Genomic DNA, 26,448 nt, shown 5'->3' on the forward strand with positions numbered 1-26,448 from the left:
CTCACATATTGACGATATCGCGGTAGCTGTGGCGCAGGAAGATAAGCCCGAGGACCAGACAGGTGAAACTGATCCCGAAGACATAGAGGATCGAGACATAGTCGCCCGAATAGGTCGCATAGATCCCCTGCCGGACCGCGCCGATCGCGTGGATTAGCGGATTGAACCATAGATAGTCGCGGAACGGCTGCGGGACGGTGTCGAACAGAAAGAAGATGCAAGAGATGATGAAAAGCGGCCGGTTAAGGATACCCCAGCTCCGCTCCCACATCGGTGACATCGCAAAAAGATAACAATTCAGTGTTCCGACGCCGAGCCCCAGCATCAGCGCCATTCCCAGACCTGTGGCAATCGCCGAGTAATTCAGGATCGCCGTCAGATCGAACCAGACGATGATACTCGTCAGGACGATCACGAAAACGGCAAGCTGGGTCAGCGCGGTCAGTAGGAAACGCGCGATCAGCGCATCCATGAAGGTCACGCCGGGATAGAACAGCAGCGGTTTCGAGAACCGGATCGCACCCGCGATCTTGCCGCTCATTTCCATATACATCAAGTAGGGCAGCATTCCCGACGCATAGAAAAGCGGGAAGCTGTCGCCCATCGGCGGCGCCCGGAACGCCAGCGAAAAGATGAACGTCATCAACATGATGCCGCCGACCGGCTCGAGGATGGCCCACAGATATCCCAGCGCCGACCGCCCATAAGTCGTCGACATTTCGCGTAGCATCAGCGCAATAATCGTGCGCCCGGACTTGACAGGCCAGGACGAACGCGGGACGGCTCGGGAGCGGGGCATACTCGTCATCGGGGGCGGTTGGTCTTTCCGTTCAGCCTTTGATAGATGGTGAAATTATCGTCTAACAGGCGCAAACAGCATAAGCGATGGGCCCGAAGTTGAAAGAGCAGAGATCACAGCCGCAGAACGAGCAGGGCCCCGACGATCAGCCGGACCGCATCGCGCCGCGCATCGCCGCCGTCGAGGATGGCAAACCCCTCAAGCCCCTCAAATCACTTGAGGAACCGGCGCTCAAGGCGATCCCGCCCGCGCCCGCCGCCGAGCCGGGACAGAAGCTGGCCGCCCGCGCAACGATGAAGCGGCGGCATTACGGGGCGATCCTGTCGTTCCTCCTTATCGTCCTGCTGCCCATCGGCGGCGCGGCCTATTACCTCTACGAGATCGCGAAAGAGCAATATGCCTCGACCGTCGGCTTTGCCGTACAGACAGAGGACATGCCGTCCGCCGTCGAGCTTCTGGGCGGCATCACAGAGCTAGGGGGCAGTTCCTCCTCTTCGGACACCGATATCCTCTACGAGTTCATCCAAAGCCAGGAGATGGTGCGGCTGATTGACGAGCAGCTGGATCTCAGCTCGCGATATGTGGCGGAGGAGGACCCCGTCTTCAGCATGTCGCCGGATGCCAAGATCGAAGAGATGACCGACTATTGGCAGCGTATGGTCAAGGTCTTCTACGACGGCTCAAGCGGCCTGATCGAAATTCGCGTCCACGCCTTCTCTCCCGAGGATGCGACCGCCATCGCGAACGCGATCTTCGACGAGAGCAATCGGATGATCAACGAGATGTCGGCGATCGCGCGCGACGACGCCACACGCTACGCCGCCGAAGAGCTGGAACGCGCCAGCCAGCGCCTCAAAGAGGCCCGTCAGGTCTTCACGCAGTTCCAGACCCGCACGCGGATCGTGGATCCCCAGGCGGATGTTGTCGGGCAGATGACCGTGATGAACACGCTTCAGACCCAGCTTGTCTCGACCCAGATCGAGCTGGATCTTCTGCTGGCCACGACCAACAGCTCCGACCCTCGGATCCAAAGCCTGGAGCGCCGGATCGACGCGATCAGCGATCGGATCGAGGCCGAGAAGCGAAGCCTCGTGGAATCCGACAACGAACTCGACAACGCCTATTCCGAGCTTCTGGGCGAATACGAGGCGCTAGCCGTCGACAAGGAGTTTGCGCAGGCCACCTGGCTGTCGGCCTCCGCCTCCTATGACGCCGCGCAGGCCGAAGCGGTCCGGACCTCCCGCTATCTTGCCAACTATATCGGGCCGACCCTCGCGGAGACATCGCAATATCCGCGGCGAACCCTGATCCTGCTGCTCATCAGCGGCGCGCTCTTCATGAGCTGGGCAATCCTGACCCTCGTCTTCTATTCCCTGCGCGACAGAAAGTAACGGAAGCCGCGCCGATATGGTCCGTCTCGAGAACCTGACCAAGACCTATATCCTGAACGGCAGGCACAAGGTCGTCGCCGACAACATCAACGCGGTCTTTCCGTCCCGAACGGTCGTCGGTCTTCTGGGTCGGAACGGTGCGGGCAAATCCTCCCTGCTGCGCATGATCGCGGGCACGATGCGCCCCGATAGCGGGCGCGTCACGACGACCGGCCAGATCTCCTGGCCCGTCGGCTTTGCCGGCAGCTTTCACGGAGAGCTGACAGGCGCGCAGAACGTCCGGTTCATCGCGCGCGTCTACGGCGTCGACACCGACGATCTGGTCGAGGCGGTGCGCGACTTTGCCGAGCTGGGCCAGCACTTCCACCTACCGGTCCGCAGCTATTCCTCGGGGATGAAGGCTCGACTGGCTTTCGGGGTCTCCATGGGCATCGATTTCGACACCTATCTCGTGGACGAGATCACCGCCGTCGGCGATGCCTCATTCCGGGAGAAAAGCGAGCGTGTGTTCTTTGACCGGATGGAGAATAGCGGCGCCATCGTCGTCTCGCACGGTCTGGGCCAGATCGAGCGGTTGTGCCAGCATGCCGCCGTCATCGAAGACGGCAAGCTGACTTATTTCACGGACGTCAAAGCGGGTATCAAGTATCACCAGCAAGTGATGAAACAGGCCGTCAAGCAGATCAACTGATCACAGGATAAAGTCGCCCGCGGACAGATCTGCGGCCGCGACATCCTCCAGGAAGATCCGGTGACCATTTGCGTCCACCGCCGCTCCATCGACCCCTCCGATCGTCACATCCGAGATCGTCAGATCGCCAAAGCTGTTCACGGGGCCGATCTCGATATCGTCGATCCCGGTCCGGAAGTCGGTGATCGTGTCGAACTCTCCGCCTCGAAGGCTGTTGAACACGAACACATCCGCGCCTGTTCCGCCCGACATCGTATCGTTGCCGGCATCGCCGCTAATCCGGTCGAACCCGCTTTCACCGCCGAGAATGTCGTTCCCGTCCCCACCATTGAGGATATCGCTCCCGACATTTCCGTAGATCTCGTCGTTCTGGCGGCCACCGTTCAGGGTATCGGCGCCCGCGCCCCCATTGATGATGTCAGCCCCATCGCCGCCATTGACGGTATCGGCGCCATCGCCCGCCCAAATGCGGTCGTTTCCGTTGTTCCCGTTGATAGTATCAAGGCCGGATCCACCATAAAGCTTATCCGCCCCTTCACCGCCGGACATGGTGTCGTTGCCGCGTCCGCCTTCCACGATATCGGCGCTGTTGCCGCCATGGAGGATGTCGTCATTCTCGCCGCCGAAGATGCGGTCCTGACCGGCATTCCCCTTAATGTCGTCCTTTCCGAAGCCGCCATAGATCCGGTCATCATCATCGCCGCCCCAGATCCGGTCATCCCCGGCACCGCCCCAGATGCGGTCGGCACCTTCATCTCCATAAACCTCATCGTTCCCCTGAAGGGCGTCGATGAAATCATTGCCTTCCAGTCCTCTGACCCGGTCCTCCTCCCAGGTGCCGATCAGACGATCGTCGCCATTGGTGGCACCAGGTAGGAACCCTCCGTTCAGGACTTCTTCGAGCGTATAGATCCCGTCGCGCAACTCGAACCGCTCGACGTTCCGATACGTATCCCGTCCAGCGGCCGAGATAACGGTCAGGGTGTCGCCGCCCATGCTGACCGCCAGATCGTCAAGCCGCGCGTCGATCACCGCTGTATCAAAGCCGCCGCGACCATCGATAGCGTCATTCCCGCCACCGCCCACGATCCGGTTGTTCGCGCTGTTGCCGATGATGTCGTCATCTCCGCCACCGGCGCGCACTTCCTCGATCACCGTATCAAGCGAGAGGATCATGTTGCCGACACGGCCATTCACGTCAGAGATAGCTCCAGGGCGCATATCGATCCGCTGATCGAAGTTCACGGTCTGCAAAGCCAATCGATCATACCCGCCGGTATCGTGGATCGTGAACATGAATTCCTGACCGCCCCAAACGTCTCGGTCCCGCGATTCTCCGTCGAAAACGGTCGAGAAGATCTCGCCCAGATATCCCCCGACATTCGAATCCGCGCCCCAGATCGTCGCCCCGGAATAGGCCGAGGAGTCCCCGTAGAGGTTCTTGGCCGCTTCGATATCGGCGATCATCAACGTGATCGGCAGAGCGTCGGTCGCGTCGATGAACGTGTTTTCGCGCACCCCGAAATAGGACATGACCGTTAGCTGGTGACTGTCGTTCAGGAAAGTCGCGTCATTCGGATAGCTGGCCGTGCCGTTGTATTCACCCGCATGTCCGAGGCCCAGCGCATGGCCGATCTCGTGAATATAAGTCAGGAAAGAATAGCTGCCGACGGTCGTGCCGTAGGTGTCGATCCAATTAGTGCTAACATTGACAGTCGAAGTAAAGATCTCGCCTGTCGAGGGGTTAAAGCTGCTTGGCCCCGCGAAAGCGCCCGATTGATTGTCGTCAAAGGTGATGTCAGCACTGCCGGACGTTTCCTGGAAATCGACGTCGATCAGATCTTCCCACGCATCGAGAGCCCAGCGCGCAAGCTGTTGGCCCTCCTCGGTCAAAGCAGTCAGGTTGACGGTGATGACACCGTCCGAGCCAGGCTCAAAAGCGATCCGTGTCGGAATGCCCCAACCAAAGTCAGAAAGCTGAACCCCGGCCTGTTCCGGCGTGAAGACATCCGTCGCGATCTGGATACCATATTGACCATCGTCGGAGGTCGAATAACCATCAATGGCCACATAGAACGTGCCGTCCCGAGTTGCCGTATACTCAATCTGTGAAAACCGGTTATCGCCACCGACATCATCGTTAAAGGCGACCCGATTGCCATCGCTGTCGTAAAGAGCAAGCGTTGAATCAGATAAACCGTTAATAGAACCCCCGCGACCGTAGCCCTGAAAGACGTAGGTCTCGCCTTCCTCGAGCTCGACCTCATACCAATCGCTATCGCTGCCCGAACTCAGCTCGCCATAGATGATGTCCCCGACATCCGCGTCATAGGATGTCGATCTGTCCCCAGCCGCGTCACGATCCGGTCTTTCGTTTACAATCGCCATGATATTCCGTCCCGTCTGTCCCCTGCGATCCGGCACGATCCTGCAGGCAGGACGACTCACCGGGTCGCAATTTCATCTTCGTCGTTATCGTTTTCGGCCTGATGCAGTAGAGGCATGGCCGAAATCTGGCAACATCAGGGCAAGCCCCGATGACGCCGTGTAAAATTCGGCTCGTCTCGATTGTTCCTCCCCTGCAGACACACTAAGACGGGCGCGTCGGGTCCGTATGGCACGCGGCGTTGAAACCTTTCGGAACGCGAAATGTCGCCTGTTATCCGTATCGTCCTGGCCATCTACCGCCCGGATCGACACTACCTGAGCGAGCAACTGGCATCGATCGCCGCGCAGGACCTGCCCGAGGATGCGGACCTTCGTCTTTATCTCGTTATTGCCGACACCACTTCCGCCGATCTCGCGGCAGAGCTGGCCGGTGATCTGCCCCATACGCTGATCGAACCGGCGGGCCCGCTCGATGCGGTGCGCGCTTTCGAGGCGGGCCTCGAAGCGGCTTTGTCGGAGGCAGGGCCGGACGCGCTCTATGCCCTTTGCGATCAGGACGATATCTGGCACCCGGACCGGCTCCGCGCCGGGATCGACGCTCTTGCGCAAGGCGGCGCGGATCTGGCCCATGCGGATGCTCGCCTGATTGACGAAACCGGAGAGCCCCTGCACGCCTCGATGTTCCAGATCGAAAAACGGCATCCGAAACCCGGGCTGCGCGGGCTTCTCTATCGCAATACGATCACCGGTATGACAGCGCTGATGACCGGCCGTCTCGTGGCGGCAGCCCTGCCGTTTCCCGCCCAGACCGGCGTTCACTTCTACCATGACTTGTGGCTTGGCCTCGTCGCCGAAGCCATGGGCGGTATCGCCCGGATCGACCGACCGCTGGTCGATTATCGGCAACACGGCGGCAACGCGATCGGGGCGGTGGACCGCGAAACCGGATCGGCGCGTCCCCGCCTACCCAGACCCGATATGACGTGGATGCGACAAAAGGCGTCGGGCTACGCGCTCGCGCGCTACCTCGCAAACGACCTCGCCTACCGTGCGCAGCAGACCGGACGCCCCGATCCGGCCAAGCTCAGAAGCCTGCGCCCGTTCCTGGGACGGCGCAGCGGCATGCTGCCCTTTCTGGCGGACGCGGCATGGATGGCCGTCACCGGTCATATCGACCGCGCGAAGATCGCGCTGACCTATGCCGTGACCGGGCTTGGCCGGCGCATCTGGACCTGGCGGATGGCGCTGGGGCCGGGGCTCGACGATGCGTTCGACCGCTTCGACACCCGCCTCTTCAGCCTCTCGCCTGGGCTTTCCCCGCCGCGGCTCGAAGGCCCGGACAAGGCGCCGGGCAAGCTGCCGGAGGTGAACCGAAAGGTGGCCTCCTGGACCCCTGACTTCAGTGAGACGCAGCCCTCGGTAACGATCCTCCTGCCCTCGCTCAATCCGTCCGAGATCTTTGCGGGCATCGCCACCGCGGTCGATCTGGGACTCGGCCTTGCCCGGGAGGGTCTGCGCGTCCGCTTTGTGGCCACGGATCTGCCCATCGCGGTGCAAGGCGCCTCGCGCAGCTTCGTTCTGGGTCGGCTCAAGCCAGAGGCGATGGAGGATGCAGACCTGCCGGGCCGCATCACGCTTCATTGCGGCAAAAGCGCGGATCGCCTTCCGGCGCACAAGGACGATATCTTCGTGGCCACCGCCTGGTGGACCGCCCATGTCGCGAAGGATCTCCAGACCCGGTTCGGCTACGCCAAGACGCCGATCCGCTATCTCATTCAGGACTATGAGCCGGGCTTTTATCCCTGGGGCGCCGATCACGCTGACGCGACGGCCAGCTACGGCTTCGATATCGCGCCGATCTTCAACACGACCCTGCTCAGGGACTATTGCGCGGGTCAGGGCGTCGATTGCGCAACCCCCGAAGCGCCCTCCTTTCATCCCTCCATCGACATCGAACACTACGCCAAGGGTCAGCGCGCGCCCTTCAAAGGCGACCGCCCAATCCGGCTCGCGGTCTATGGCCGCCCCGAAGTCGCCCGCAACATGTTCGAGACCACGCTCGAGACGCTGAACCTCTTTCTCAAGCAAACCGGCCTGACCCCGCAAGAGATCGAGCTGGTCAGCATGGGCCTGCGCCACGATACGATACGGCTGGAAAACGGCCACCAGCTGAAAAGCCTCGGAAAGCTGCCGTTCGAGCGTTATCCCTCCTACCTGCTGACGGTCGATCTGGCCCTGTCCCTGATGCTGTCCCCCCATCCCAGCCACCCGCCGCTCGAAATGGCGGCCTCGGGTGTGCGCGTCGTCACCAACAGCTTCGACGTCAAGGATCTCAGCGCACTCAGCCCGGCGATCTATTCGGCGGCCCCCTTCGCCCCCGCGCTCGCGGCAAAGCTGGGCGAGGCGTTGACTGATCTTCGCACGGGCACGCCTGTCTCGCCCGAAGACCGCCGGATCGATCTGCGCAAGTTGGGCCGTCCGCTGGACGAAGTGATCCCGGAAATCGCAGCGGGCATAAGCCGTCCGCAAGTGGATGGGCCGTCAGAACCCGCCCGAAGCGACAAGAAGATCCTCCTTCATATCGGCGCCCCGAAATGCGGGTCGACCTATCTACAGAACGTCCTTCTGCAGAACAGGGATGCGCTCGCCAAGGCGGGGATCTGCTATCCCCACAACGACCCGATCCATCCCGGCAATGCTGCCGATATCGGCTCCGTTTCTGAGGCACAGCTTCAGGAAATGACGCAGGGCCAGCTGGCCATCCTCTCTCACGAGGCGCTGTTCTCGAACCTGGGGGCGGCCGATCCGTTTATCGATCTGGTGCAAGAGAAAGGTATCCCGGTCGATATTCTGGTCTTCATCCGGCCTTTGTCAGAAATTGTTTTCGCGGACTATTCCCAATACCTGAAGGAAAATTTCGACCGCTGGCTCAAGACGCGGAACCCGTTCGGTGGCCAGAGCTTTCAGGCCTTCGTCAAGCAACGGCGCGCAGTCATCCGCCCGACCAAGTTTGTCGACAAATGGCAATCACGGTTCCCCGATCGGCCCATCACCCCGCGACTGCGCGGCGACATCCGTGAGACGCTCGAGGCTCTGTTGCCGCCTGTCCCACTGGATTGGACGGTGCCGCCGGAAAAGACCAATCCGTCCCTCAGAATGATCGACTGCGAACGCATCTGCGAGGCGATGCGCGATCCGGCGAACTCGGATGAGGATATCGTCGCGCTATTCAAAGAGGCGCATCGCGCCGTCTTCGAACCCGACCCGGGCAAAACGCCCGAGCGTCTGGCAATCATCGACAAGGCAATGCGCGCTGAAAGCGACCGCTTTTACGACCGCTTCGGCATCCGGATCTAAAACCTCAGATCCGACCCAGAGCGGCCGCTAGCCTCAATGCCTGCGTGCTCAGCCGCGTCTGCCGATAAAGCCCAAGCCGATCCACGAGCCGCGACCGCACGGAAAGCGGCCCGGCCCGCATCCGGTCGAACTCCTCCATCAGCGCGCGATTCTCCTCCGTCAGCAGATCCTCCACGGATCGCAGCCACGCCATGTTCGTATCGGTCCACTGCTTGTAGCGGCCGGTCAGGATCATCCCCACCCGCATCAGCCGCGCCCGCGCGCCCTTGTTCGCGCCGACCTCGTTGCCCCCGTGCTGCCGGTACAGCAGCCCCGGCTCGGTATCATGATGCAAGGCCGCCCCGGCGCCCGAGAGCAGCAGATAGACCCACCAGTCATGCATGACGACCTCGCCGGTCCTCTGCGCGGCTTGCCGCAGCAGCCGGGCCGCCGCCGGGTTCACGAGGATCGTATTGCCCGCCACCACGTTCTGCACCAGTGCGTTACGAAACCCAAGCGGGCGAGGGCGCGCATCCGACACTTCCCTTGGCGTCAGGTCAGCCTCCGCGATCCGCGTTACGCTGCAATACAGCGCCGGTCCCGCCTCACCCTTCAGCGCGGCCACGCCACGCTCGATCTTGTCCGGAAACCACACGTCGTCCTGATCGGCAAAGGCGATCCAGCCGGGCGCTTCCGGCAAATCCCGCACCAGCGCCAGAAAGTTCTGTGCCGCTCCGCGCCCCGGCCCCGGCTGCCAGGCGATCCGGCCAGGATGTTCCGCCGACAGCACATCCAGCAGATCGCGCGTGCCATCGACCGATCCATCATCGCTGACCTGAAGCGACCAGTTCTCATGCGTCTGCGCGAACAGGCTATCCACCTGCGCGGGCAGCCAATCCCGCCCGTTATAGCTCGCCATCAGCACGGTGACATGGGGCGCGCCGCTCACGCTTCGGCCAAGGCCTTTAGGTAACGGCCATAGGCGTTCTTCTCGTACCGCTCCGCCAGATCCGCCAGCTGCGCGCGGTCGATCCAACCCTTTTGAAAGGCGATCTCCTCGGGGCAGCCGGTCTGAAGCCCCTGACGGCTTTCCAGCGTGCGCACGAAATTACCCGCATCCAGCAGGCTGCCATGCGTCCCGGTATCGAGCCACGCATACCCCCGCCCCATCAGCTTGGTCGTCAGCGCTCCATCGGCCATATAATCGGTCAGCAGCGACGTGATCTCCAGCTCGCCCCGCGCCGAGGGCGTGATCGCCTTCGCCCGCTCAGGCGCCGTCCCGTCCAGAAAATAAAGCCCCGTCACCGCATAGCTCGACGGCGGCACCTGCGGTTTTTCTACGATATCGCGCGCGACACCCTCTGCATCGAAATCGAGCACCCCGTACCGCTCCGGATCGGCGACGCGATAGCCAAAGACCGTCCCGCCGCTCTCCTGTGCATCGGCCTCGGCCAGCATTTCCTGCATGCGGTGCCCGAAAAAGATGTTGTCCCCCAGCACCATCGCCGAAGATCCACCGCCCAGAAACTCTTCGGTCAACAGATAGGCCTGCGCCAGACCGTCCGGGCTGGGCTGAGTGATAAAGCTCAGCGACAGCCCCCACTGGCTGCCATCGCCCATCAGCCGCCGGAACTGGTCCTGATCTTCAGGCGTCGTGATAATCGCGATCTCGCGCATCCCCGCCAGCATCAGAACCGACAGCGGATAATAGATCATCGGCTTGTCGTAGATCGGAAGCAGCTGCTTCGACAGCCCCAGCGTCACCGGATAAAGCCGCGTGCCCGACCCTCCGGCCAGAACGATCCCCTTCCGGCTCATGCCGCCACCTTTAGATCCGCCAACACCGCCCTTAGATCCTCGCGCCAGTCCGGCCGCGCGATCCCAAAGACCCGCTCGGTCGCGCTGCAGTCCAGCCGGGAATTCAGCGGGCGCGCGGCTGGCGTTGGATAACCCGACGTCGGGATCTCCTCGACCGCCACATCCATGCCCGCCGCGTCAAAGATCTCTCGCGCGAACCCGGCCCAGCTCACATCCGGAACCCCCGCGAAATGATAGGTCCCGCTCTTGTCCGGCGCGTCGACCAGCTGCCGCGCCACCTCCAGACAGGCCGCCGCGATCGACGCCGCCGAGGTCGGCCCGCCCACTTGATCGGCCACGATCCGCAGGCTGTCCCGCTCGGCCCCAAGCCGCAGCATGCTTTTGACGAAATTCGACCCGGTCGCAGAGAACACCCAGGACGTCCGCAGAACCGCATGGGTCCCGCCAGCCTCTCGTACCGCGTTCTCCCCGGCCAGCTTGGTCCGCCCGTAAGCGCCCAAGGGATCCACACGATCTTCCGGCCTCCACGGCCGCTCGCCGCTCCCGTCAAAGACATAATCCGTCGACAGATGCACCAAGGGGATCCCACGTTTGGCCGCTACCTCGGCCAAAGCCTCCACCGCCACGCAATTGATCTGCCGCGCCTCAGCCTCGTGCTCTTCGGCGGCATCCACCGCCGTCCAGGCCGCCGCGTTGATCCAGACATCCGCCGGCGCGCGTTCAGCGGTCGCCCAGACCTCTGCCGTCTGCGCAAAATCCACCTGATCGCGGCCCAGCGCCTCGACGTCCAGCGCGCGCAATTCGGTGGCAACCTGCCCGGACCGTCCGAAACACAGGACCTTCACGAGGCCAGCGCCCCCAAACGCGTGCCGACCCCGTCGCGCGCCTGCAGGGCGCGCCACCACGTCTCGTTCTCCAGATACCAGCGCACCGTCCGCTCCAATCCGTCCTCCAGCGTCACGGACGGTGTCCACCCCAGATCCGCCCGGATCTTCGAAGCATCGATGGCATAGCGCGCATCATGCCCGGGCCGGTCGGTCACGAACTCGATCAGCTGCGCATGCGAAGCGCCCCCGGGCCGCAGCCGGTCGAGGATCCCGCAGATCGTCCGCACCTGATCGATGTTGCGCGCCTCCGCATTGCCGCCGATCGCATAGCTGCTGCCGGGCGCGGCCTTGTCCACAACGGTCAAAAGCGCCTCCGCGTGATCCTCCACATAAAGCCAGTCGCGCACGTTCTCGCCCGCGCCGTAAACTGGGATCGGCTTGCCCGCCAAAGCGTTCAGGATCACCACGGGGATCAGCTTTTCTGGAAAATGATACGGCCCGTAATTGTTCGAGCAATTCGTCGTCAGAACCGGCAGGCCGTAAGTCTCGCCCCAGGCGCGCACCAGATGATCCGATGCCGCCTTTGACGCCGAATAAGGCGAGTTCGGCGCATAGGCCGTCGTCTCGTCAAAGGCCCCCTCCGGCCCCAACGACCCGAAAACCTCATCGGTCGAGATATGATGAAACCGAAAGCCCCCTGGCCGCCCGCGCCCGGTCCAATAGGCGCGCGCTGCCTCCAGCAGGGTAAACGTCCCCCCAATATTCGTATCGATGAACGGCGAGGGATCATCGATTGAACGGTCCACATGGCTTTCGGCGGCCAGGTTCATCACCGCCTCTGGCTGGTGCCGTGCAAATATCGCATCCATCGCCGCCCGGTCCCGAATATCAGCCTTCTCGAAACCGTAAAGCGGGCTGTCCTTGACCGTCGCAAGATTCTCCAGACAGGCCGCATAGGTCAGCGCATCGACCACGACGACGCGCTTGCCCCGACTGACCGCCAGCCGCACCACCGCCGAGCCGATGAACCCGGCCCCGCCTGTGACAAGCAGCGTCATGCGAACACCTCCGCATCCGCCAGCAGCGGCGCCGCCGCATCCTTCTCGGACAGGATCGGCGCCCCGCTCAGACCCCAGTCGATTCCGATCTCCGGATCGTCATAGCGGATCGCCCGATCCGCATCGGGCGCGTAGTAATCAGTGCATTTATAGACAATCTCGGTTTCGTCCTCCCGCGTGACGAAGCCATGCGCGAACCCCGCCGGGACCAGAAGCTGCCGCCCGTTCTCGAAGCTCAGCTCTGCCCCGACCCAGCGCCCGAACGTGGGCGAGCCGCGCCGGATATCGACCGCCACATCGAACAGCCGCCCGCGCCCGCAACGCACCAGCTTGGCCTGTGCATGGGGCTCCACCTGATAATGCAGCCCCCGCACCGTGCCCGCGCGCGCCGACATCGAATGGTTGTCCTGCACAAAGTCCAGCTCGATCCCGTGCTCGGCCATCACCCGCGCATTCCAGCTTTCCGAAAAGAACCCGCGCGCATCCCCGAACCGCTTGGGTTCAAGCACCAGAACGCCCTCCAGAGCGGTTGTCTCGACTTGCATATGGTCTTGCGATCCCTGCTCTTTTGGCTCTCTTACCAAAGCCGGGGCGCACGGGCCAGCCGCATTGACCCTGCGGAAACCGCCAGCCGGGCGCGCCTTTGCATTGTTGCTCCGCCAACCGGATGCTACCGATCCGGGTACATCAACCGACCAAGAGGCCCGATCCCGTGAGCGACGAGATTGAGCGGATTGCCCGCTCGCGGTACTTCGACGCCGAATGGTATGCCGACCGTTATCCAGACGTCGCCGTCAGCGGGCTCGACCCCGCGCATCACTACCTGCGCTTCGGAGCTTATCTCAGACGCTGGCCGCATCCCGATCTCGACCCCGTCGCCTACCGGATCTGTCATCCGGGGATGAAGCCCAAAAATCCTGTCCTCCATGCCGAGGCGATCTATGGCCCGCTCGAGCGCCAAATCGTCTATGATCCGAACTACGTCCTCTCCGCCGCCGGAGCCATCATGGCGGCTGGAGAGTTGGGCCGCGCCCGCGCCTTCGCCCGCGATCACCTGCCGGGCCGGATGGCAGACCGGGTCGATATTTTCGACGCCGTAGAGGCCGCGCAGACAGGCGAGGAGGCGCGCTGGCTCAAGATCATCAACCGCTACGTCACCCGCGAGGGCGCGGCGCCGATCACCCTTGAGCATGGCGGCCAGCCGCTCTTTCATCGCCTCTCGACCGACCCGGTGCCGCCGGTGACGGATGGTCCGCTTGTCAGCGTCCTCATGGCCGTCTGGAACGGCGGCGACCTGCTCGAACGCTCCATCCGCTCCATCCTGAACCAGAGCCACCGCAATCTTGAGCTGCTGATCTGCGACGATTGCAGCACCGACGACAGCTGGCCCACGCTCCAGCGCCTCGCGTCAGAAGATCCCCGCATCCGCCTTCTACGCAACGCCGCCAATGTCGGGCCTTATGTGTCCAAGAACCGCGCGGCCCGGGCTGCCAGCGGCGCCTACCTCACAGGCCAGGATTCCGACGACTGGTCGCATCCCGAACGCATCGCGCGTCATCTTCGTCAGCTCACCGCCTCCGATCTGCCGGCCAGCATGATGGGTACCATCCGGCTCGACACCGACGGCACGCCCACCAGGCTCTCGCCGATCGGAGCGAACTCCGCCGACGGCATCGTGACCGGCGGCTTCATCAATCTGATGGTCAGGGCCCGCTTCTTCCACGAGGCCCTCGGCGCATGGGACAGCGTCCGGTTCGCCGCCGACAGCGAAATCGTGCGCCGCATCACGCGCATCACCGGGCAGCCGGTCCCTCGCCTCAACGACCCGCTCACCTTCTTCGCCGACCTGCCGAACTCGCTGACGAACGATCCCGTCTCCGGATACTCGCCCAAATTCGGCATGACCACGCCGCGCCAGCGCTACCGTGACGAGCTCACCCGGTGGCACGACACGAAACGCCCCCGCGATCTTGTCATGTCCTTCCCGCAGGAGGACCGCCCGTTTCCCGCCCCGCCCGAGGCGCTCAATCCGCCAGAGCGTGTCACCGAGGCCCTGACCGGCCACGCGCCGCCGGACCGCCGCCGAACCGCGAAGATAGCGATCCTCACCGACACCGTCTTTCCCGGCGGCAACACATCCTCGACCGTGGACGAAATGCGCTATTTCGCGGCACAGGGCCTGGAGCCGATCCTGATTCACTGCGGCTGCGACTACGACCGCGGTCGCCCGACAACACCGCGTTACGGCGATTTGGCAGGTAAGATCGTCGAACCCTATACCTTCGATCACTTGACCGTGGATCATCTGATCATCCGCAACCCCTCGGTCATCACCCATGGTCATTTTGGCATCGTCGCGCCAAAGATCGAGGCACGGCACGCCTTCTTCGTCATAAACAACTCGTTCCAGCGCCCGCCGGACCAGATCGTCTACGACCGCGAGCACCTGCTGAGCCGGATCGACAGCGTCAACGCCGAGACAAAGGAAATCTGCCCCATCGGCCCCCTGATACGCGCCGAAATCGAAGAGGCCGTGCGCAGCCGCCCCGACGCGCCACCCCTGTCAGACCTCGACTGGACGCCGACCTTCGACGCCGCCACCTACCTGGCCGAGCCAAAGCCCCAGATGACCGCACCTTACCGGATTGGCCGCCACGGACGCGACGCCCATGAGAAATGGCTCGAAGATCCAGAGCAGCTCTTGCAGGCCTATCCCGACCACGAGGATGTCCGCGTCGTCATCCTCGGCGGCGCCTTTCAGCCCTTCCTGATGCTGGGATGCCTCCCCTCGAACTGGGAAGATCATCCCTTCGGATCGATAGACCCCAAGGAGTATCTCTCCGGTCTCGATGCCTTCGTCTACTTCCCCGACACCGACTACAGGGAGGCTTTCGGGCGCACCATTATCGAGGCGATGATCGCGGGCCTGCCCTGCCTTCTGCCCCACCAGTTCGAGGAAACCTTCGGCGATCTGCCCTTCTACCTGCCCCCCTCCGGCGTCCTGCCCGCTTTGCGTGCCCTGGCCGAAGACGACGCCGCCCGCATCGCCCATCTCAAAGAGATCCAGGATCTGGCGCTCCAGCTCTACGGCACCGACGTCATAGCCCGCCGCCTGCCGTCCCTTTTCCCAAGCGCCTCCGAAAAGCCCAACGCAACCCTCAGTAAAACCGCCCGCGCCTATAAAAGCCACATCGAAACCAGCGGCGCGTGACGTTCCACTGTCGGATGTCCGGTGTGCGGACAAATCGGACCTAGCGTGAAACACGCCGCAAGAGAGAGTCATTGATGGACCGTCGCTGCCAGTAGAACTCGGTGCCACTATCTAGTTGTCGTACTTCGAAGCCGATTTTCTCTAGAACTCGCATCAGTTTAGGATTTGGCGCCGAGCAGTTCCTTGCAAGGACAGACCATTCGATTGCAGCAAAATCCCGCTTCAATACCGCTCTTTCAATAGTATTGATCAGCACCGGGAACACCCCTTCACCACCTTGTTCTACAACGGCAATTTCAACAGTAAGCACTTTCCCTGATTTGGAGAACTCAGCGAGAACTTTCGCTTCGCCAACAGAGAATACAATTGGACGCCCAGCGAGAGTGTAGGCGTCCAAATCATCGAGATTCACAATCTCGTCTGGCTTGATGCCATCGATCAAGAGTTCGCGCTTCGACACAATACTTCCTACTATTGGCTTAGGCTATATGAAGCTATGAAGGGTCCAATCTCAATCTACGTTTGGGCTCGGTGCCGTCATCTGACGGTTTTGGTTAGATGACCGGGGCCAGCCCATTTCGGTCATTCGTACTGAGCATCGGCGCCGCGCTGCAGTTTGCCAGACCGGACATTGCTTGATGGCGCGGCATTCTGGCGTTTGGGTGTTTGCATCGCGGGACTTCGCCGCCTTCCGCTGCGGTCGGCGCGACGATCTGGTTTAGCATGGCTATACCTTTGGAACGCTTGAGCTGAAGCGCTGTCAGCTACAGGAACGCCAACCCCGCTGCCGCGACGATCATCAGGGCGAGCACGACGTTGAGCGCACGCTCGGCCTTCGGCGGCAGGCTGGCGCGGCCGAGCGCGACCCCGGCGAAGAGCCACAGGATGTCGACCACGATCATCACGAGGACGACGAGCGCCCATTTCAGCAGACCGTCCGCGAAGGGCGCTTCGGATACCAGGATCACGGGAGCCATGAGCGAGGCGAAGGCGACGTAAGCCTTTGGGTTTGTGATGCCGATGACCGCACCGGCCAGCGCGAAGCCCCCTTTGGGTGCGGTTGCGTCGGCCTCCGACGGGTCTGCGCCCACGGGGGCGGTACCGATCTTCCAGGCGAGGTAGAGGAGGTAGGCGGTCGCCACCACCATCATGACGATGCGCATGGCGGGCATGGCTATCAGAAGCGATACGAGCCCGGCCGCGCTGATCGCCGCCGCTGCGCCGAGCCCGATCTGAAGCCCGCCGTAGAAGCGCAGGCCCCGGCCCAGCCCGTGGGTCTTGCCGACCGCAAGGAGCGCGGCGATCGCCGGGCCGGGCGAGCCGAGCAGGCCGATCGCCGCCAGGGTGAAGGCGCCTGCGGCGACGAGGTCGATGGATGCGGGGTTCATGGGAAGCGGACCTTCGGGACTGGTTCGGTTGGGTGCGGGAAATGGCCGGTCAGCGCAGATCGGCCATCGCCGCTTCGATGGCCGCGAGCGTCCGTTCGATGTCCGTCTTGGTGGTGGTCCAGGAGGCGATCGAGAAGCGCACGCCCGGCCGCCCCTTCCACGTCGTGGGCCCGAACCACGCCTCGCCCGACGCCTGGACCCGCGCGGCGAGGTCGGCCATCCGGTCCTCGCTGTTCGGCGCCGTCGCGACGACCTGGTTCAGCACCACATCGTTCAGCACATCGAACCCCAGCGATCTCAGACCGTCGGCGAGCGTTCGCGCGTGGCCGCAGCACCGGTCGATCAGTTCGGCCACGCCCGCGCGCCCGAGCGAGTGCAGCGCAGCCCAGAGCTCGACCCCGCGTGCCGACCGGGAGAACTCCGGCACCATGTCCTTGGGCGCGGCTATGCTCCCGTCCTTCAGGTAGGGGGCCTGCGTCCGCATGGCCTCGTGCAGCGCGGCCGGGTGGCGGCAGATCGCGACGCCGCAATCGTAGGGCGTGTTGAGCCATTTATGGCCATCCACGACCCAGCTATCCGCCGCGCCGTGCCCATTGAGCAGATGCCGCGTGTTCGGCGACGCGGCCGCCCAGAGGCCGAAGGCACCGTCCACATGAACCCACGCGCCGGCGTCGCGCGCCCGCCCGGCCACCTCTGCCACCGGGTCGCAGGCGCCCGAGTTCACGTTGCCCGCCTGAAGCAGCACGATCGTGCGATCGTCGAGCTCCGGCACGCCAACCGGATCGAGCGCGCCCTGCGGGTTGCAGGGCACGAGCTCCAGCGCGTCCGTGCCCAAGCCCAGAAGGGTGAGCGCCTTCTTGACCGTCACGTGGGTCTCCGCCCCGGCCACGAGGCGCAGGGGCGGCGCGCCCCAGAGCCCCTTCCCGTTCACGTCCCATCCCTGCCGCGCCAGCAAGTGCTGGCGGGCGGCGGCGAGGCAGGTCAGGTTCGCCATGGTCGCGCCGGTGACAAAGCCCACCGACGCGGACGGGGGCAGGTCGAGCAGGTCGAGGAGCCACCGTGCCACGACCCGCTCCAGCGCGACGCCGACGGGGCTGGTGGCCTCATTGAACACCACTTGGTCCCAGGCGGCGGCAAGCGTGCGCGCCGAGGGCGGCAGGCAGCGTGCCCCCCACCACGAGACCGAAGAAGCGCCCGCCCGTGGAGGCCACCGTGGCGGGCGTTCCGAGGCGGTCCAGCAGCGCCACCGTGGCGGCGGGGTCAGAGGGCGCGTCGGGCAGCGCGGCGTCGAACGCGGCGAGGCCATCCAGGGCGGCCGCGTCGGGCGAGACACGCCGGGCATGGGCGCCGTCGAGATAGGCGCGCGCGCAGCCGTGGGCCGCGTCGAGGGCTGCGGTGCTTGCGCGCAGCGGATCGGTGAGGGTGTCTTGCGGAGCCATGAGGGTCGTGCGATCCTGATAGAAGAGAATCTATATAGGTTATCGACTATATGGATGGGCCCGATCCGTCAACGTCCTCTTCGGGCGCGGAGGTCGATGACCTCGTCGCCCCACTCCGCGCGCTGGCCAACCCGCAGCGGCTGACGATCCTCGGCTGGCTTCTCGACCCGCGCGCCCACTTCCCCCGGCAGCGCGACGGCGATCTCGTCGAAGACGGCGTCTGCGTGGGGTTCATCACCCAGAAGATCGGGCTCTCGCAGCCGACCGTGACCACGCACATGCAGGCGCTCGCCCGCGCCGGGCTGGTCACGTCCAAGCAGATCAAGAACTGGGTGTTCTACAAGCCGGATCGGGACGCCATCGAGCAAGTGCTGGGGCGGTTGGGGGACCGGTTGAAGTAGGGTGCACCTTCGCGGGACGTCGCCGCGGAACATATGGCCCGTTCCAACACAATCGTTCTTGCATTTTGGGACGGAACAGATCGCTGGCCTAGATCCATCTGAAACCCCCGAAGCTGCCATTCAGGCTCTGCGCAGCATCGGTCAAGGTGGGCTCAATCCGGACGCTCGTCGAGAGATCTATCGCTTCTTATCTCGGCCAGCTCCTCGCGGAACGCCTCGGCCGGCGTCCTAAGCACAGGCATTTGTGCGACGTGGTATTGAGCTGATCTGCGACGGACTGGACTGCGCCGCGAGAAAGAGGGAGCAAGGCGGTGTCATAGGGCAAGTGGCGTCTCAATCGGCGGTTTGTGTTCTCGACCGTTCCTTTCTGCCAGGGGGATTGCGGATCACAGAACCAGCTCGCGGTTCTTATACCACGATACAGCCCGCGCCGGGCCGTGAACTCGAAGCCGCGGTCGGACGTGATGGACTGGCGGGCCTGTAGGATTAGGGGCGCCATCGCATCAATGAGCCTTTGCATGATGGATCTTGACCGCCGATCGTTGTTTTGGAGGAGAACTGTATATCGGGTCTTGCGTTTAACAATGGTGGCAATGTTTGCAGCGCCGTGTCCTCGCTGAAAGATCATCAGATCCCTTCCCAATGCCCGAAGCTCTTTCGGCCTTCGATCATATACGGCCGGGTCTTCATCGCGATGCTCTCAAGGAAGACAGAACCTTGCGGCTTGCGTGCAAAACGCGGCCGACGCTTCCGTCGGCGCCCTGGAAGATAACGCGCCAACTCGGCTGACTGGCCGTTCTCTGGATAGATGAAGCGATAGATCATCTTGTGGCAAATCCGATCAGGTTGTCCTGGCTCGATCTTCAAGCGGCCCACGATCTGTTCGAGAGACTGGCCCGCCTCCAGCCGATCGATGATCACAACGCGCAGCGCAGGCTTGTGAACCAACTTCTGCTGACGAGCTCGACGGTCAGATGCGAGGCTTTCAGCGGTGAGCGGCCAATATCCATCGGTCGACGGGACTTCCTTATCGTGCCACCAGTTGCGACGAATCTACCGATAGATCGTGGATCTATGGCGACCCATGATCCGCGCGATCTCCGAGATCGAAGCCTTCGCATGAAGGAGATGGTAAAGTGTCCGTCGCTCTTCCAAGCTCAAATGAACAAACGATCGCGTCATGGCTGGACCTCCCAACGCATTGATAACCTTCGTTTGTCGCACTTCGAGATAAAATGCACCGATCTAGAATTGGCAGTGGCGATATTGCCGCGCCCGCCCCAGGCCGGGTAGCCGGTTTATGCGCGGCTATATAGGCGCCGACGTCCGTGTTGGAAGCCAGCCTTAAAGTCAATGCAGTCCTCGCCTGACCGGCAGGCTGGGGAAAGGCCGCAAATGCAGCCATCGCACTAATCACAGCAGCGCGCCGCCGTTTGCGTCCAGGACCGCACCAGTGACGTAGCGGCTGGTGATGGCGGCAAGATACAGCGGAGCGATATGTTCGGGCTTGGCGACGAAGCCCACGGGGAGTACCGCAGCGGTATTTTTTAGCATGGCGTCCTTACCATCGCCGGCCAATGTCGCGAGCCCGGGCGTGTCGACGAGGCCGGGAGAGACTACGTTGACCCGGCAAGGAGCCAGTTCCACGGCGAGTGTGCGTGTCAGGGCTTCGATGGCGGCATTTGTGGCGGTCAGAGCGCCCATGCCAGGCGTAGCGGATCGGCTGGCGGCACCGCTTGTCAGCGTAACAGAGGCGCTTTCGGTGAGATGCGGCAGAGCTGCTGCTAAGGCCGTGACCTGGGCACCAAGTTTATTGGTCATTGTGTCGGCCAGGCCTTGCCAGCCGATCTCCGCCACGGGTCCATCGGTGGAGCCGCCCCCAGCCGTCAGCACGAGGTGGTCGATCGGGTCAACTTTCGCCAAGGCCGCACCTGTGCCTTCTCGGTCGGTCGCGTCCAGAGCGAGGATCGCCGGGGCGGCTTGTAGGCCGGTACGGGCAATCGCCAGACGTTGCATGGATCGGCCTGCTAATGTGACGCGAGCGCCAAGATCAAGAGCTGCCCTGGCGACTGCGAAGCCGATGCCGGAGGAGCCGCCGACGATCAACACGTGTTGGCCTCTGAGGTTAAAGATCATGCAGGAAACAGCGCCTCCGGCGTATAAGGAAGATATCTCACGTGCCGGCCCGTGGCATGTCGCATGGCGTCGGTAATGGCGGCTTGGAGACCGACGCCACCCAGTTCACCCAGACCCTTGGCACCTAACGGGTTCACGTGCGGGTCCTTCTCCTCAAGGAATTCAAAACGCATTTCAGGCATGTCGGCCTGGACGGGCATGTGATATAAACCGAGGTCGGGGTTCGCGGTTCGACCATTCCGCGGATCGCGGATTGTGTGCTCAGTCATCGCCATGCCAATGGCGAAAGCCACGCCCCCGATGAGCTGCGAGCGAGCGGTCGTCGGGTTTATGACCTTCCCCCCGGCATACACGCCAACCATCCGTGTGGGTCGGGCCCAAAGAGTGATGGGGTCGACCTCAACTTCGATAAAGTTGGCGCCAAAGGCGTACATTGAGACACGCGTATATTCGTCGCCCGGCCGACTCTCGGCCATCGCCTCGACCGAGGCGCGACCCGTTCGGCGCACCGCCTCGCCAATCGACCCACCAGTGCCGCTAAGGTCCAACTCGGCGCGTAGGTTTCGCGCCGCCGCCTGCACGGCCGAGCCGACGCTGGCGGTCGACTGCGCAGCGACGGCTGCGGGGGCGAGTGGCAAGTCGGTGTCGCCCAGCAAGACATCGACGCCCGACGGGTCGATGCCCAATGTATCGGCGGCGATTTGGGCGCAGACGGTATACATACCTGTTCCGATATCGTGCGCAGCGCAGGCAACCTGCACACGGCCGTTCGGGAAAGCCCGCACGCGGGCTGCTGAGATGGTGCGGATCATCGGATAGGTTGCCGATGCCATTCCCCAACCTATCAGCTTGCCGTCACGTGTCATGGAACCCGCTTCTGGTGTGTAGTCGGCCCAGCCAAACATCGCTGCGCCGCGGTCGTAGCACTCCATAAGCATGTTGGAGGACCAAGGTAGGCCAGTCTCCGGGTTTACCTCTGCTCGGTTCATCCGGCGCACCTCGACCGGGTCCATTCCAATCTCGGCTGCGTAGTCGTTGAGGAGGCTCTCAAGTACGAACATGCCCGACGCCTCGCCTGGCGCGCGCATCGGCACTGGTGCGGGCACATTACAGGCATGGAGCGCGAGGTTCGCGCGCATGTTCACATTGCCATACATGTGCCGCGGCGCCAGCACACCTGGTTCGAAGGCGACATCCTGGAATACGGGCGTCTCGGACAGCATCTCCATCGTGATCGACTCGATCATGCCGTCCGCTGTGCCACCAAGCGCAGCCTCCGTGTGAGTCCGCGCACGGAAGCCGACGGCCGAGAATTCCAGCGCACGGGTAATGACAAGCCGCACGGGCCGATCAAAACGGCGCGCAGCCGCCACAGCGAGGATCGTGTGCGGGGCGAGCAGACCCTTCCCGCCAAAGCCGACGCCAACGTATTCGGAACGCACGCGCACATCCTCGGCGCGCAACCCGAACGTCTGGGCCAGGCCGTTTCGGATGCCGAGCACCCATTGTGTCGGCTCACGCACATCAAGGCGGTTGTCATCCCAGGCAGCCACAGTGGCGTGCAGTTCAATAGGATTATGATGCATGATGGGTGTGTCGAAAGTGCCTTCGACACGCACGGCACTGGCGGCCATCGCCGCATCCGGGTCGCCACGTGTGTATTGACCTTCAAGCGCACCGAAGATCGTTTCGACCTTGGTATGGGCGGCGCGGTCCTCATAGTCAAACTGCACGGCGTCCTCGGGCTCGTATTCGACACGTATCAGCCCACCCGCCTCCTGCGCCGCCTCGTATGTCTCAGCAAGTACGAGGGCTACATATTCGAGATCATGTTCTATCCGGTCGTCCTGCATTGGCAGGCGCACCTGCTGCCCGCTCGCTCCCATCGGGTCTAGCGGTGTTACGTAAAGCGGCAGCGGGTTGAGGGATACCATGTTCTCGTGCGTCAGAATGCCAACTACAGCAGGCACGGCCTCGGCTGCACTCGTGTCGATGAAAGCGATACGGCCACGCGTGATAGTGGCAGGCACGAGATAGCCTTGCGCCAAACCTTCTGGGTAGTGGTCTGCTGCGTAGCGGGCGGTGCCCGTCACCTTGGCGGGTCCGTCAATGCGGGGGATCGAGAGTCCGATGGCCATGTCTCAGGTCTCCGTAATATCGGTGAGGACGCGGACGATGGCCCGCTCTAGCATGGGAAGCTTGAAGGCGTTCTGGCGGCCTATGACCGCGCCGTCCCGGCTAAGCGCAGCGGCGCGTTGGAACGCTTCCTGCGACGGTGCTTCGTCGATCAGCGCGGATTCGACCTGAGGCAGACGCCAGGGCACGGTGCCCACGCCACCTGCCGCCAGCCGAAGCTCAGCGATGCGGCCGTCCGTAAGCCGTGCCGCGCCACCCACCGACAAAAGCGCGAACGCGTACGAGCGCCGCTCGCGAATCTTGTGATATGCGCTGGCCAGCCTGCCTGCCTTCGGAACATCGACCGACAAGATCAGCTCGCTCTTGCGCAGATCGGTCTCCACCTCGGGCGTATCGCCAGGCGGGCGATGAAAATCCGCGAAAGGGATCGTGCGCATGCCGTCCGGCCCGATCACGCGCACACGCGCGTCGTAAGCCCGGAGTGCTATGGCGAGGTCGGAGGGCATCACCGCAATGCAGCTCTCGCTAGTTCCAAAAATCGCGTTGAGCCGATCGAAACCCCCAATCGCGTCGCAGCCAGAGCCAGGGTTCTTGCGATTGCATCGCGTGCCCGGCACGTAAAAGTACGGGCAGCGGTTTCGCTGAAGGATGTTGCCCGCCGTAGTAGCGGCGTTCCTGATCTGCTGTGTGGCGCCCTCGAGCACAGTCTGAGAGACCATGGGCACATGCTCGAGCACCAAGGGATCGGTGGCGAGCACCGTGTTCGAGGCCAGCGCGCCCAACCTTATCACGTCGCCTTGGTCGCTGATGCGGTCAAGGCCAAGCCCCGCGATGTCAACCAAATGCGAGGGCCGATGGATGCCTGCTTTCATCATGTCGATCTGGTTTGTCCCGCCTGCGATGTACTGGGCTTCGAGATGGGCTGCCATCATCTCTACGGCCATCTCGACAGAGCGGGGGCGAAGCAGTTGATATGGTCTCATGTGTCGCGCTCCCTGACCAGGTCCGCATCACGCACGTCCTCGATGGCGGCGACGATGTTGGGGAAGGCGGCGCAGCGGCAGATATTTCCGGACATAAACTCCTTGATTTCCTCGCGGGTGTCGGCATTGCCAGTCTCGATGCAGGCAACGGCCGACATGATCTGGCCCGGCGTACAGTAACCGCACTGGAATGCGTCGTGGCGCACGAAGGCGGCCTGCATTGAGTGCATCTCGTCAGGGTTACCCAACCCTTCAATAGTGCCGATCTCATCGTCCTGGTGGCGTATGGCCAACGTCAGGCAGGCCAGCCGACGCTCGCCATTGACCGAGATGGTGCACGCCCCACAATGGCCTGCATCGCAACCCTTCTTAGTGCCGGTCAGCTTTAGCCGGTCGCGCAGGACGTCCAAGAGGCTCGCGCGGATGTCAGCGCGCACGTGGCGCTCGGCTCCGTTCACACGCAGCGTAATCTCTACCGCTTCTGGGGTCGGATCGCCAGGCACTGCTTCTTGCGCGGCGGCCTCGCCGAGGCCCATCGCCGCTGCGCTGCCGCCTAACGCAGCGGAACTCTTCAGGAAGCCCCGTCGACTGGGATCGAAAGTCGTATCGTCTGTCATGGCTAATCTCCTTTATCGTCGGTGGGCAGGACGCGCCCGCTGGCCAGAGCTTGGCTGATGAGAAGAGTGTCGGCGTACTGGACAAGGTCGCTAAGACCCCCGTCCGCATCGACCGTCCAGACATGCAGGAAGGGAGCGCGGACCTCTTCCGAAGAGTTCTTAGGAGTGATGACATAGGTGCCAAAGGAGAAGACCGACGCATTGCTCACCTCGATCCGATCGATCTCGACGAAGATGTGGTCGAAGACCTCGAAGTAGAAGGGTGCGAGCTGCTCTTCCACCTGAGCGCGTGTCGTGAGCACCTCGCCCCCGAAGAAGCCTGGCGCATGCCGCCAGTCGAGCTTTTCTGTTAGCATGGTGTAGTCCATGGTTTCGTACCAATGGGCGACGATTTGTGATCGCGCATCTGGACTAGGGGACGTAGGCTCAGACTGAGCGGACGCAGGTACAAATGACATCGTGCCTGCCGTGGCTAGGATAACTTTGGTCCCTAAGACGAAACTGATGCGCGACATAGTCCATGGGCCTCTTTCAGTTAAAACAGACGTATTTTCACAATTGCCTTTCGATGGTCGCGAAATTTCACGATTAGATCACTGCGTTGCATACTTCTGCTGACCGTCAAACAAATGGTTGAAAGCAGTTTTTTGGATTGAATATTCCTCTCTATTTGAAGATTTTTTGCGCCTGAAGGAGTGTCGATGCATTACGCAGAGTTCTATCGAACAAGTGGATATGCACGCTTTGATCGCAAAGAGCGGGGCATTAGGGGCGGCATAATTCACGGAATTCGCGCCGACCAGCGCGGACACGCATTCACCGACCCCGCCATGCGGGACGTGGTCATAGGGCTGACACTTGCGGGTCGCACGGCGGCGCGCTGGAAAGTTGGATCAAAGTGGCGCGAGACCGCCTGCCGCTGCCGCGGCGATATCGGCGTCTCACCGATGGACGAGCCAGTCGAGTTCGACGTGCCGCGGCCGCACAGCCTTCTAATTCTCAGCGTGTCCAGGGATTTCGCCGAAACGGTCGCTCAGGAAAAGAGCCTCGACGTGCTCGACCGGCTGAACACACTTCATCGCGCCTATTTGCAGGACGCCTCTGTCGAAGCAGCAATGCGCAGGTGCTGGGATGCCCTTGCCTATGACGATGCAGTATCTGAGTTGCGTCTGGACGGGTTAGGGCGTCTGCTTATTGCCGCCCTTTTGGAGCAGCTAGAAGCTACTGTCACCCAACGAGAAGCAACAAAGACCTCGGTTTCGCTCGCCCTGCTGGAGGATTACGTACGCAGCCATCTTGGACGTCGGATCTCTGTCGTAGAACTAGCAGCCATCTGCGGTAATTCTCCCACGACCTTCAGGAGGCGACTGCACAAAGAACATGGACTCACGCCTTACGCCATAGTTCAGGACATCCGCATCCAAGTCGCGACCGAACGCCTTCGTGCGGGGCGGGATAGCCTTAGCCAGATTGCCCTTGATCTCGGTTTTGCAGATCAGGCACATTTTTCCCGAGCATATAAGGCTCGTACTGGCGTGAATCCCACCTCACTTCGCCCGAAGCGGACGTTTTCACGCGGGTAGAGCGTCGGTTTAGGTTCTCAGTGCGTCTTTCGCTTTTCAGCATCGGGCTTGCCTTTGGTGCGGCTGAATTTGGCGATCTAGATTGGCGGACCATCACCCAGAATGTATCTTGGCCCTGCTGGGTCCGTTGATCATTCGCCCTGGCGCATGGGGTGGGAGGGCCAGGCTCTGTCAGGCAGCCTCTTTCGCGTCGCTGAACAGGTTCGGGACGAAGGCGATCTCATTTGCGACACGGCGCTCGCATCC

At 62.6% G+C, this 26,448-nt stretch carries 22 protein-coding genes and 1 pseudogene; 6 read left to right on the forward strand and 17 right to left on the reverse strand.

Going from position 1 to position 26,448, the window contains the following annotated elements:
- Position 1: 1 nt before the first annotated feature.
- Complete coding sequence (locus tag AAD018_RS15675) at positions 2-808, reverse strand: ABC transporter permease (protein WP_412005294.1); 807 nt, start codon at positions 806-808, stop codon at positions 2-4.
- 89 nt (positions 809-897) lie between these two features.
- On the opposite strand from AAD018_RS15675, the gene AAD018_RS15680 reads away from it, so the two are divergent.
- Together AAD018_RS15680 and AAD018_RS15685 are read left to right on the forward strand one after the other, a co-directional pair.
- Positions 898-2,190 (forward strand): sugar transporter, encoded by a 1,293-nt coding sequence (locus AAD018_RS15680; RefSeq protein ID WP_412005295.1) that lies wholly within the window; start codon positions 898-900, stop codon positions 2,188-2,190.
- Between the two features lie 16 nt (positions 2,191-2,206).
- Positions 2,207-2,881, forward strand: a complete 675-nt coding sequence (locus AAD018_RS15685) for an ABC transporter ATP-binding protein (RefSeq protein ID WP_367315230.1) — start codon at positions 2,207-2,209, stop codon at positions 2,879-2,881.
- On the opposite strand, the gene AAD018_RS15690 is transcribed toward AAD018_RS15685, so the two are convergent.
- The gene (locus AAD018_RS15690) at positions 2,882-5,269 is read right to left on the reverse strand and encodes a M10 family metallopeptidase C-terminal domain-containing protein (RefSeq protein ID WP_367315229.1); all 2,388 of its coding nucleotides are present in this window, start codon (positions 5,267-5,269) and stop codon (positions 2,882-2,884) included.
- 261 nt (positions 5,270-5,530) lie between these two features.
- Between AAD018_RS15690 and AAD018_RS15695 the strand changes: the two genes are divergently transcribed.
- Positions 5,531-8,626 carry a rhamnosyltransferase WsaF family glycosyltransferase gene (locus tag AAD018_RS15695; protein WP_367315228.1) on the forward strand — a complete coding sequence of 1,032 codons (3,096 nt, stop codon included), beginning with the start codon at positions 5,531-5,533 and terminating at the stop codon, positions 8,624-8,626.
- Positions 8,627-8,630: 4 nt separating this feature from the next.
- Here the strand turns inward: AAD018_RS15695 and AAD018_RS15700 are convergent, their stop codons facing one another.
- Genes AAD018_RS15700 through rfbC form a run of 5 tightly spaced genes read right to left on the reverse strand, consistent with a single transcriptional unit; the run spans position 8,631 to position 12,853 of the window.
- Positions 8,631-9,554 carry a glycosyltransferase gene (locus tag AAD018_RS15700; RefSeq protein ID WP_367315227.1) on the reverse strand — a complete coding sequence of 308 codons (924 nt, stop codon included), beginning with the start codon at positions 9,552-9,554 and terminating at the stop codon, positions 8,631-8,633.
- Complete coding sequence (rfbA, locus tag AAD018_RS15705) at positions 9,551-10,423, reverse strand: glucose-1-phosphate thymidylyltransferase RfbA (RefSeq protein WP_367315226.1); 873 nt, start codon at positions 10,421-10,423, stop codon at positions 9,551-9,553. Before rfbA ends, AAD018_RS15700 begins: the two co-directional genes overlap by 4 nt.
- Positions 10,420-11,268: a dTDP-4-dehydrorhamnose reductase gene (gene rfbD, locus AAD018_RS15710; protein WP_367315225.1), complete on the reverse strand. Its 849-nt coding sequence runs from the start codon at positions 11,266-11,268 to the stop codon at positions 10,420-10,422. Before rfbD ends, rfbA begins: the two co-directional genes overlap by 4 nt.
- Complete coding sequence (rfbB, locus tag AAD018_RS15715) at positions 11,265-12,308, reverse strand: dTDP-glucose 4,6-dehydratase (protein ID WP_367315224.1); 1,044 nt, start codon at positions 12,306-12,308, stop codon at positions 11,265-11,267. The genes rfbD and rfbB overlap by 4 nt, the downstream gene beginning before the upstream one ends.
- Complete coding sequence (rfbC, locus tag AAD018_RS15720) at positions 12,305-12,853, reverse strand: dTDP-4-dehydrorhamnose 3,5-epimerase (protein WP_367315223.1); 549 nt, start codon at positions 12,851-12,853, stop codon at positions 12,305-12,307. The genes rfbB and rfbC overlap by 4 nt, the downstream gene beginning before the upstream one ends.
- Before the next feature lie 167 nt (positions 12,854-13,020).
- Here rfbC and AAD018_RS15725 point away from each other — a divergent pair, with 167 nt between their 5' ends.
- A complete protein-coding gene (locus AAD018_RS15725) occupies positions 13,021-15,519 on the forward strand; it encodes a glycosyltransferase (RefSeq protein ID WP_367315222.1) in 2,499 nt (832 codons plus the stop codon).
- A gap of 40 nt (positions 15,520-15,559) precedes the next feature.
- Here the strand turns inward: AAD018_RS15725 and AAD018_RS15730 are convergent, their stop codons facing one another.
- The 4 genes from AAD018_RS15730 to AAD018_RS15745 form a co-directional block, all read right to left on the reverse strand.
- On the reverse strand, positions 15,560-15,979 hold the full coding sequence (locus AAD018_RS15730) for a hypothetical protein (RefSeq protein WP_412005296.1): 420 nt from the start codon (positions 15,977-15,979) through the stop codon (positions 15,560-15,562).
- A gap of 304 nt (positions 15,980-16,283) precedes the next feature.
- On the reverse strand, positions 16,284-16,907 hold the full coding sequence (locus AAD018_RS15735) for a LysE family translocator (RefSeq protein WP_367316636.1): 624 nt from the start codon (positions 16,905-16,907) through the stop codon (positions 16,284-16,286).
- 49 nt (positions 16,908-16,956) lie between these two features.
- Positions 16,957-18,021 (reverse strand): pyridoxal phosphate-dependent decarboxylase family protein, encoded by a 1,065-nt coding sequence (locus tag AAD018_RS15740; protein ID WP_367316637.1) that lies wholly within the window; start codon positions 18,019-18,021, stop codon positions 16,957-16,959.
- Positions 18,011-18,346, reverse strand: a complete 336-nt coding sequence (locus AAD018_RS15745; RefSeq protein WP_367316638.1) for a hypothetical protein — start codon at positions 18,344-18,346, stop codon at positions 18,011-18,013. Before AAD018_RS15745 ends, AAD018_RS15740 begins: the two co-directional genes overlap by 11 nt.
- Positions 18,347-18,396: 50 nt before the next feature.
- Between AAD018_RS15745 and AAD018_RS15750 the strand changes: the two genes are divergently transcribed.
- On the forward strand, positions 18,397-18,747 hold the full coding sequence (locus AAD018_RS15750) for an ArsR/SmtB family transcription factor (protein ID WP_367316639.1): 351 nt from the start codon (positions 18,397-18,399) through the stop codon (positions 18,745-18,747).
- A gap of 152 nt (positions 18,748-18,899) precedes the next feature.
- Here AAD018_RS15750 and AAD018_RS18420 read toward each other — a convergent pair.
- The 6 genes and pseudogenes from AAD018_RS18420 to AAD018_RS15790 all read right to left on the reverse strand — a co-directional run bounded on the left by AAD018_RS18420 (position 18,900) and on the right by AAD018_RS15790 (position 24,975).
- Positions 18,900-19,929 (reverse strand): annotated as a pseudogene (locus AAD018_RS18420) (IS30 family transposase).
- A 231-nt stretch (positions 19,930-20,160) separates the two neighbouring features.
- Complete coding sequence (locus tag AAD018_RS15770; RefSeq protein WP_367316643.1) at positions 20,161-20,883, reverse strand: SDR family oxidoreductase; 723 nt, start codon at positions 20,881-20,883, stop codon at positions 20,161-20,163.
- Positions 20,880-23,021, reverse strand: coding sequence for a xanthine dehydrogenase family protein molybdopterin-binding subunit (locus AAD018_RS15775; RefSeq protein ID WP_367316644.1), 2,142 nt, complete (start codon positions 23,019-23,021; stop codon positions 20,880-20,882). Before AAD018_RS15775 ends, AAD018_RS15770 begins: the two co-directional genes overlap by 4 nt.
- Positions 23,022-23,024: 3 nt before the next feature.
- Positions 23,025-24,002: an FAD binding domain-containing protein gene (locus AAD018_RS15780; RefSeq protein ID WP_367316645.1), complete on the reverse strand. Its 978-nt coding sequence runs from the start codon at positions 24,000-24,002 to the stop codon at positions 23,025-23,027.
- Entirely contained in the window at positions 23,999-24,619 is a 621-nt protein-coding gene (locus AAD018_RS15785) for a (2Fe-2S)-binding protein (RefSeq protein WP_367316646.1), read from the reverse strand. Before AAD018_RS15785 ends, AAD018_RS15780 begins: the two co-directional genes overlap by 4 nt.
- A 2-nt stretch (positions 24,620-24,621) precedes the next feature.
- Complete coding sequence (locus tag AAD018_RS15790; protein WP_412005298.1) at positions 24,622-24,975, reverse strand: hypothetical protein; 354 nt, start codon at positions 24,973-24,975, stop codon at positions 24,622-24,624.
- 345 nt (positions 24,976-25,320) lie between these two features.
- Between AAD018_RS15790 and AAD018_RS15795 the strand changes: the two genes are divergently transcribed.
- A complete protein-coding gene (locus AAD018_RS15795; RefSeq protein WP_367316648.1) occupies positions 25,321-26,202 on the forward strand; it encodes a helix-turn-helix domain-containing protein in 882 nt (293 codons plus the stop codon).
- Positions 26,203-26,448 lie beyond the last annotated feature (246 nt).

This window comes from Aestuariibius insulae, assembly GCF_040783535.2.
Taxonomy (GTDB): Bacteria; Pseudomonadota; Alphaproteobacteria; order Rhodobacterales; family Rhodobacteraceae; genus Aestuariibius; species Aestuariibius insulae.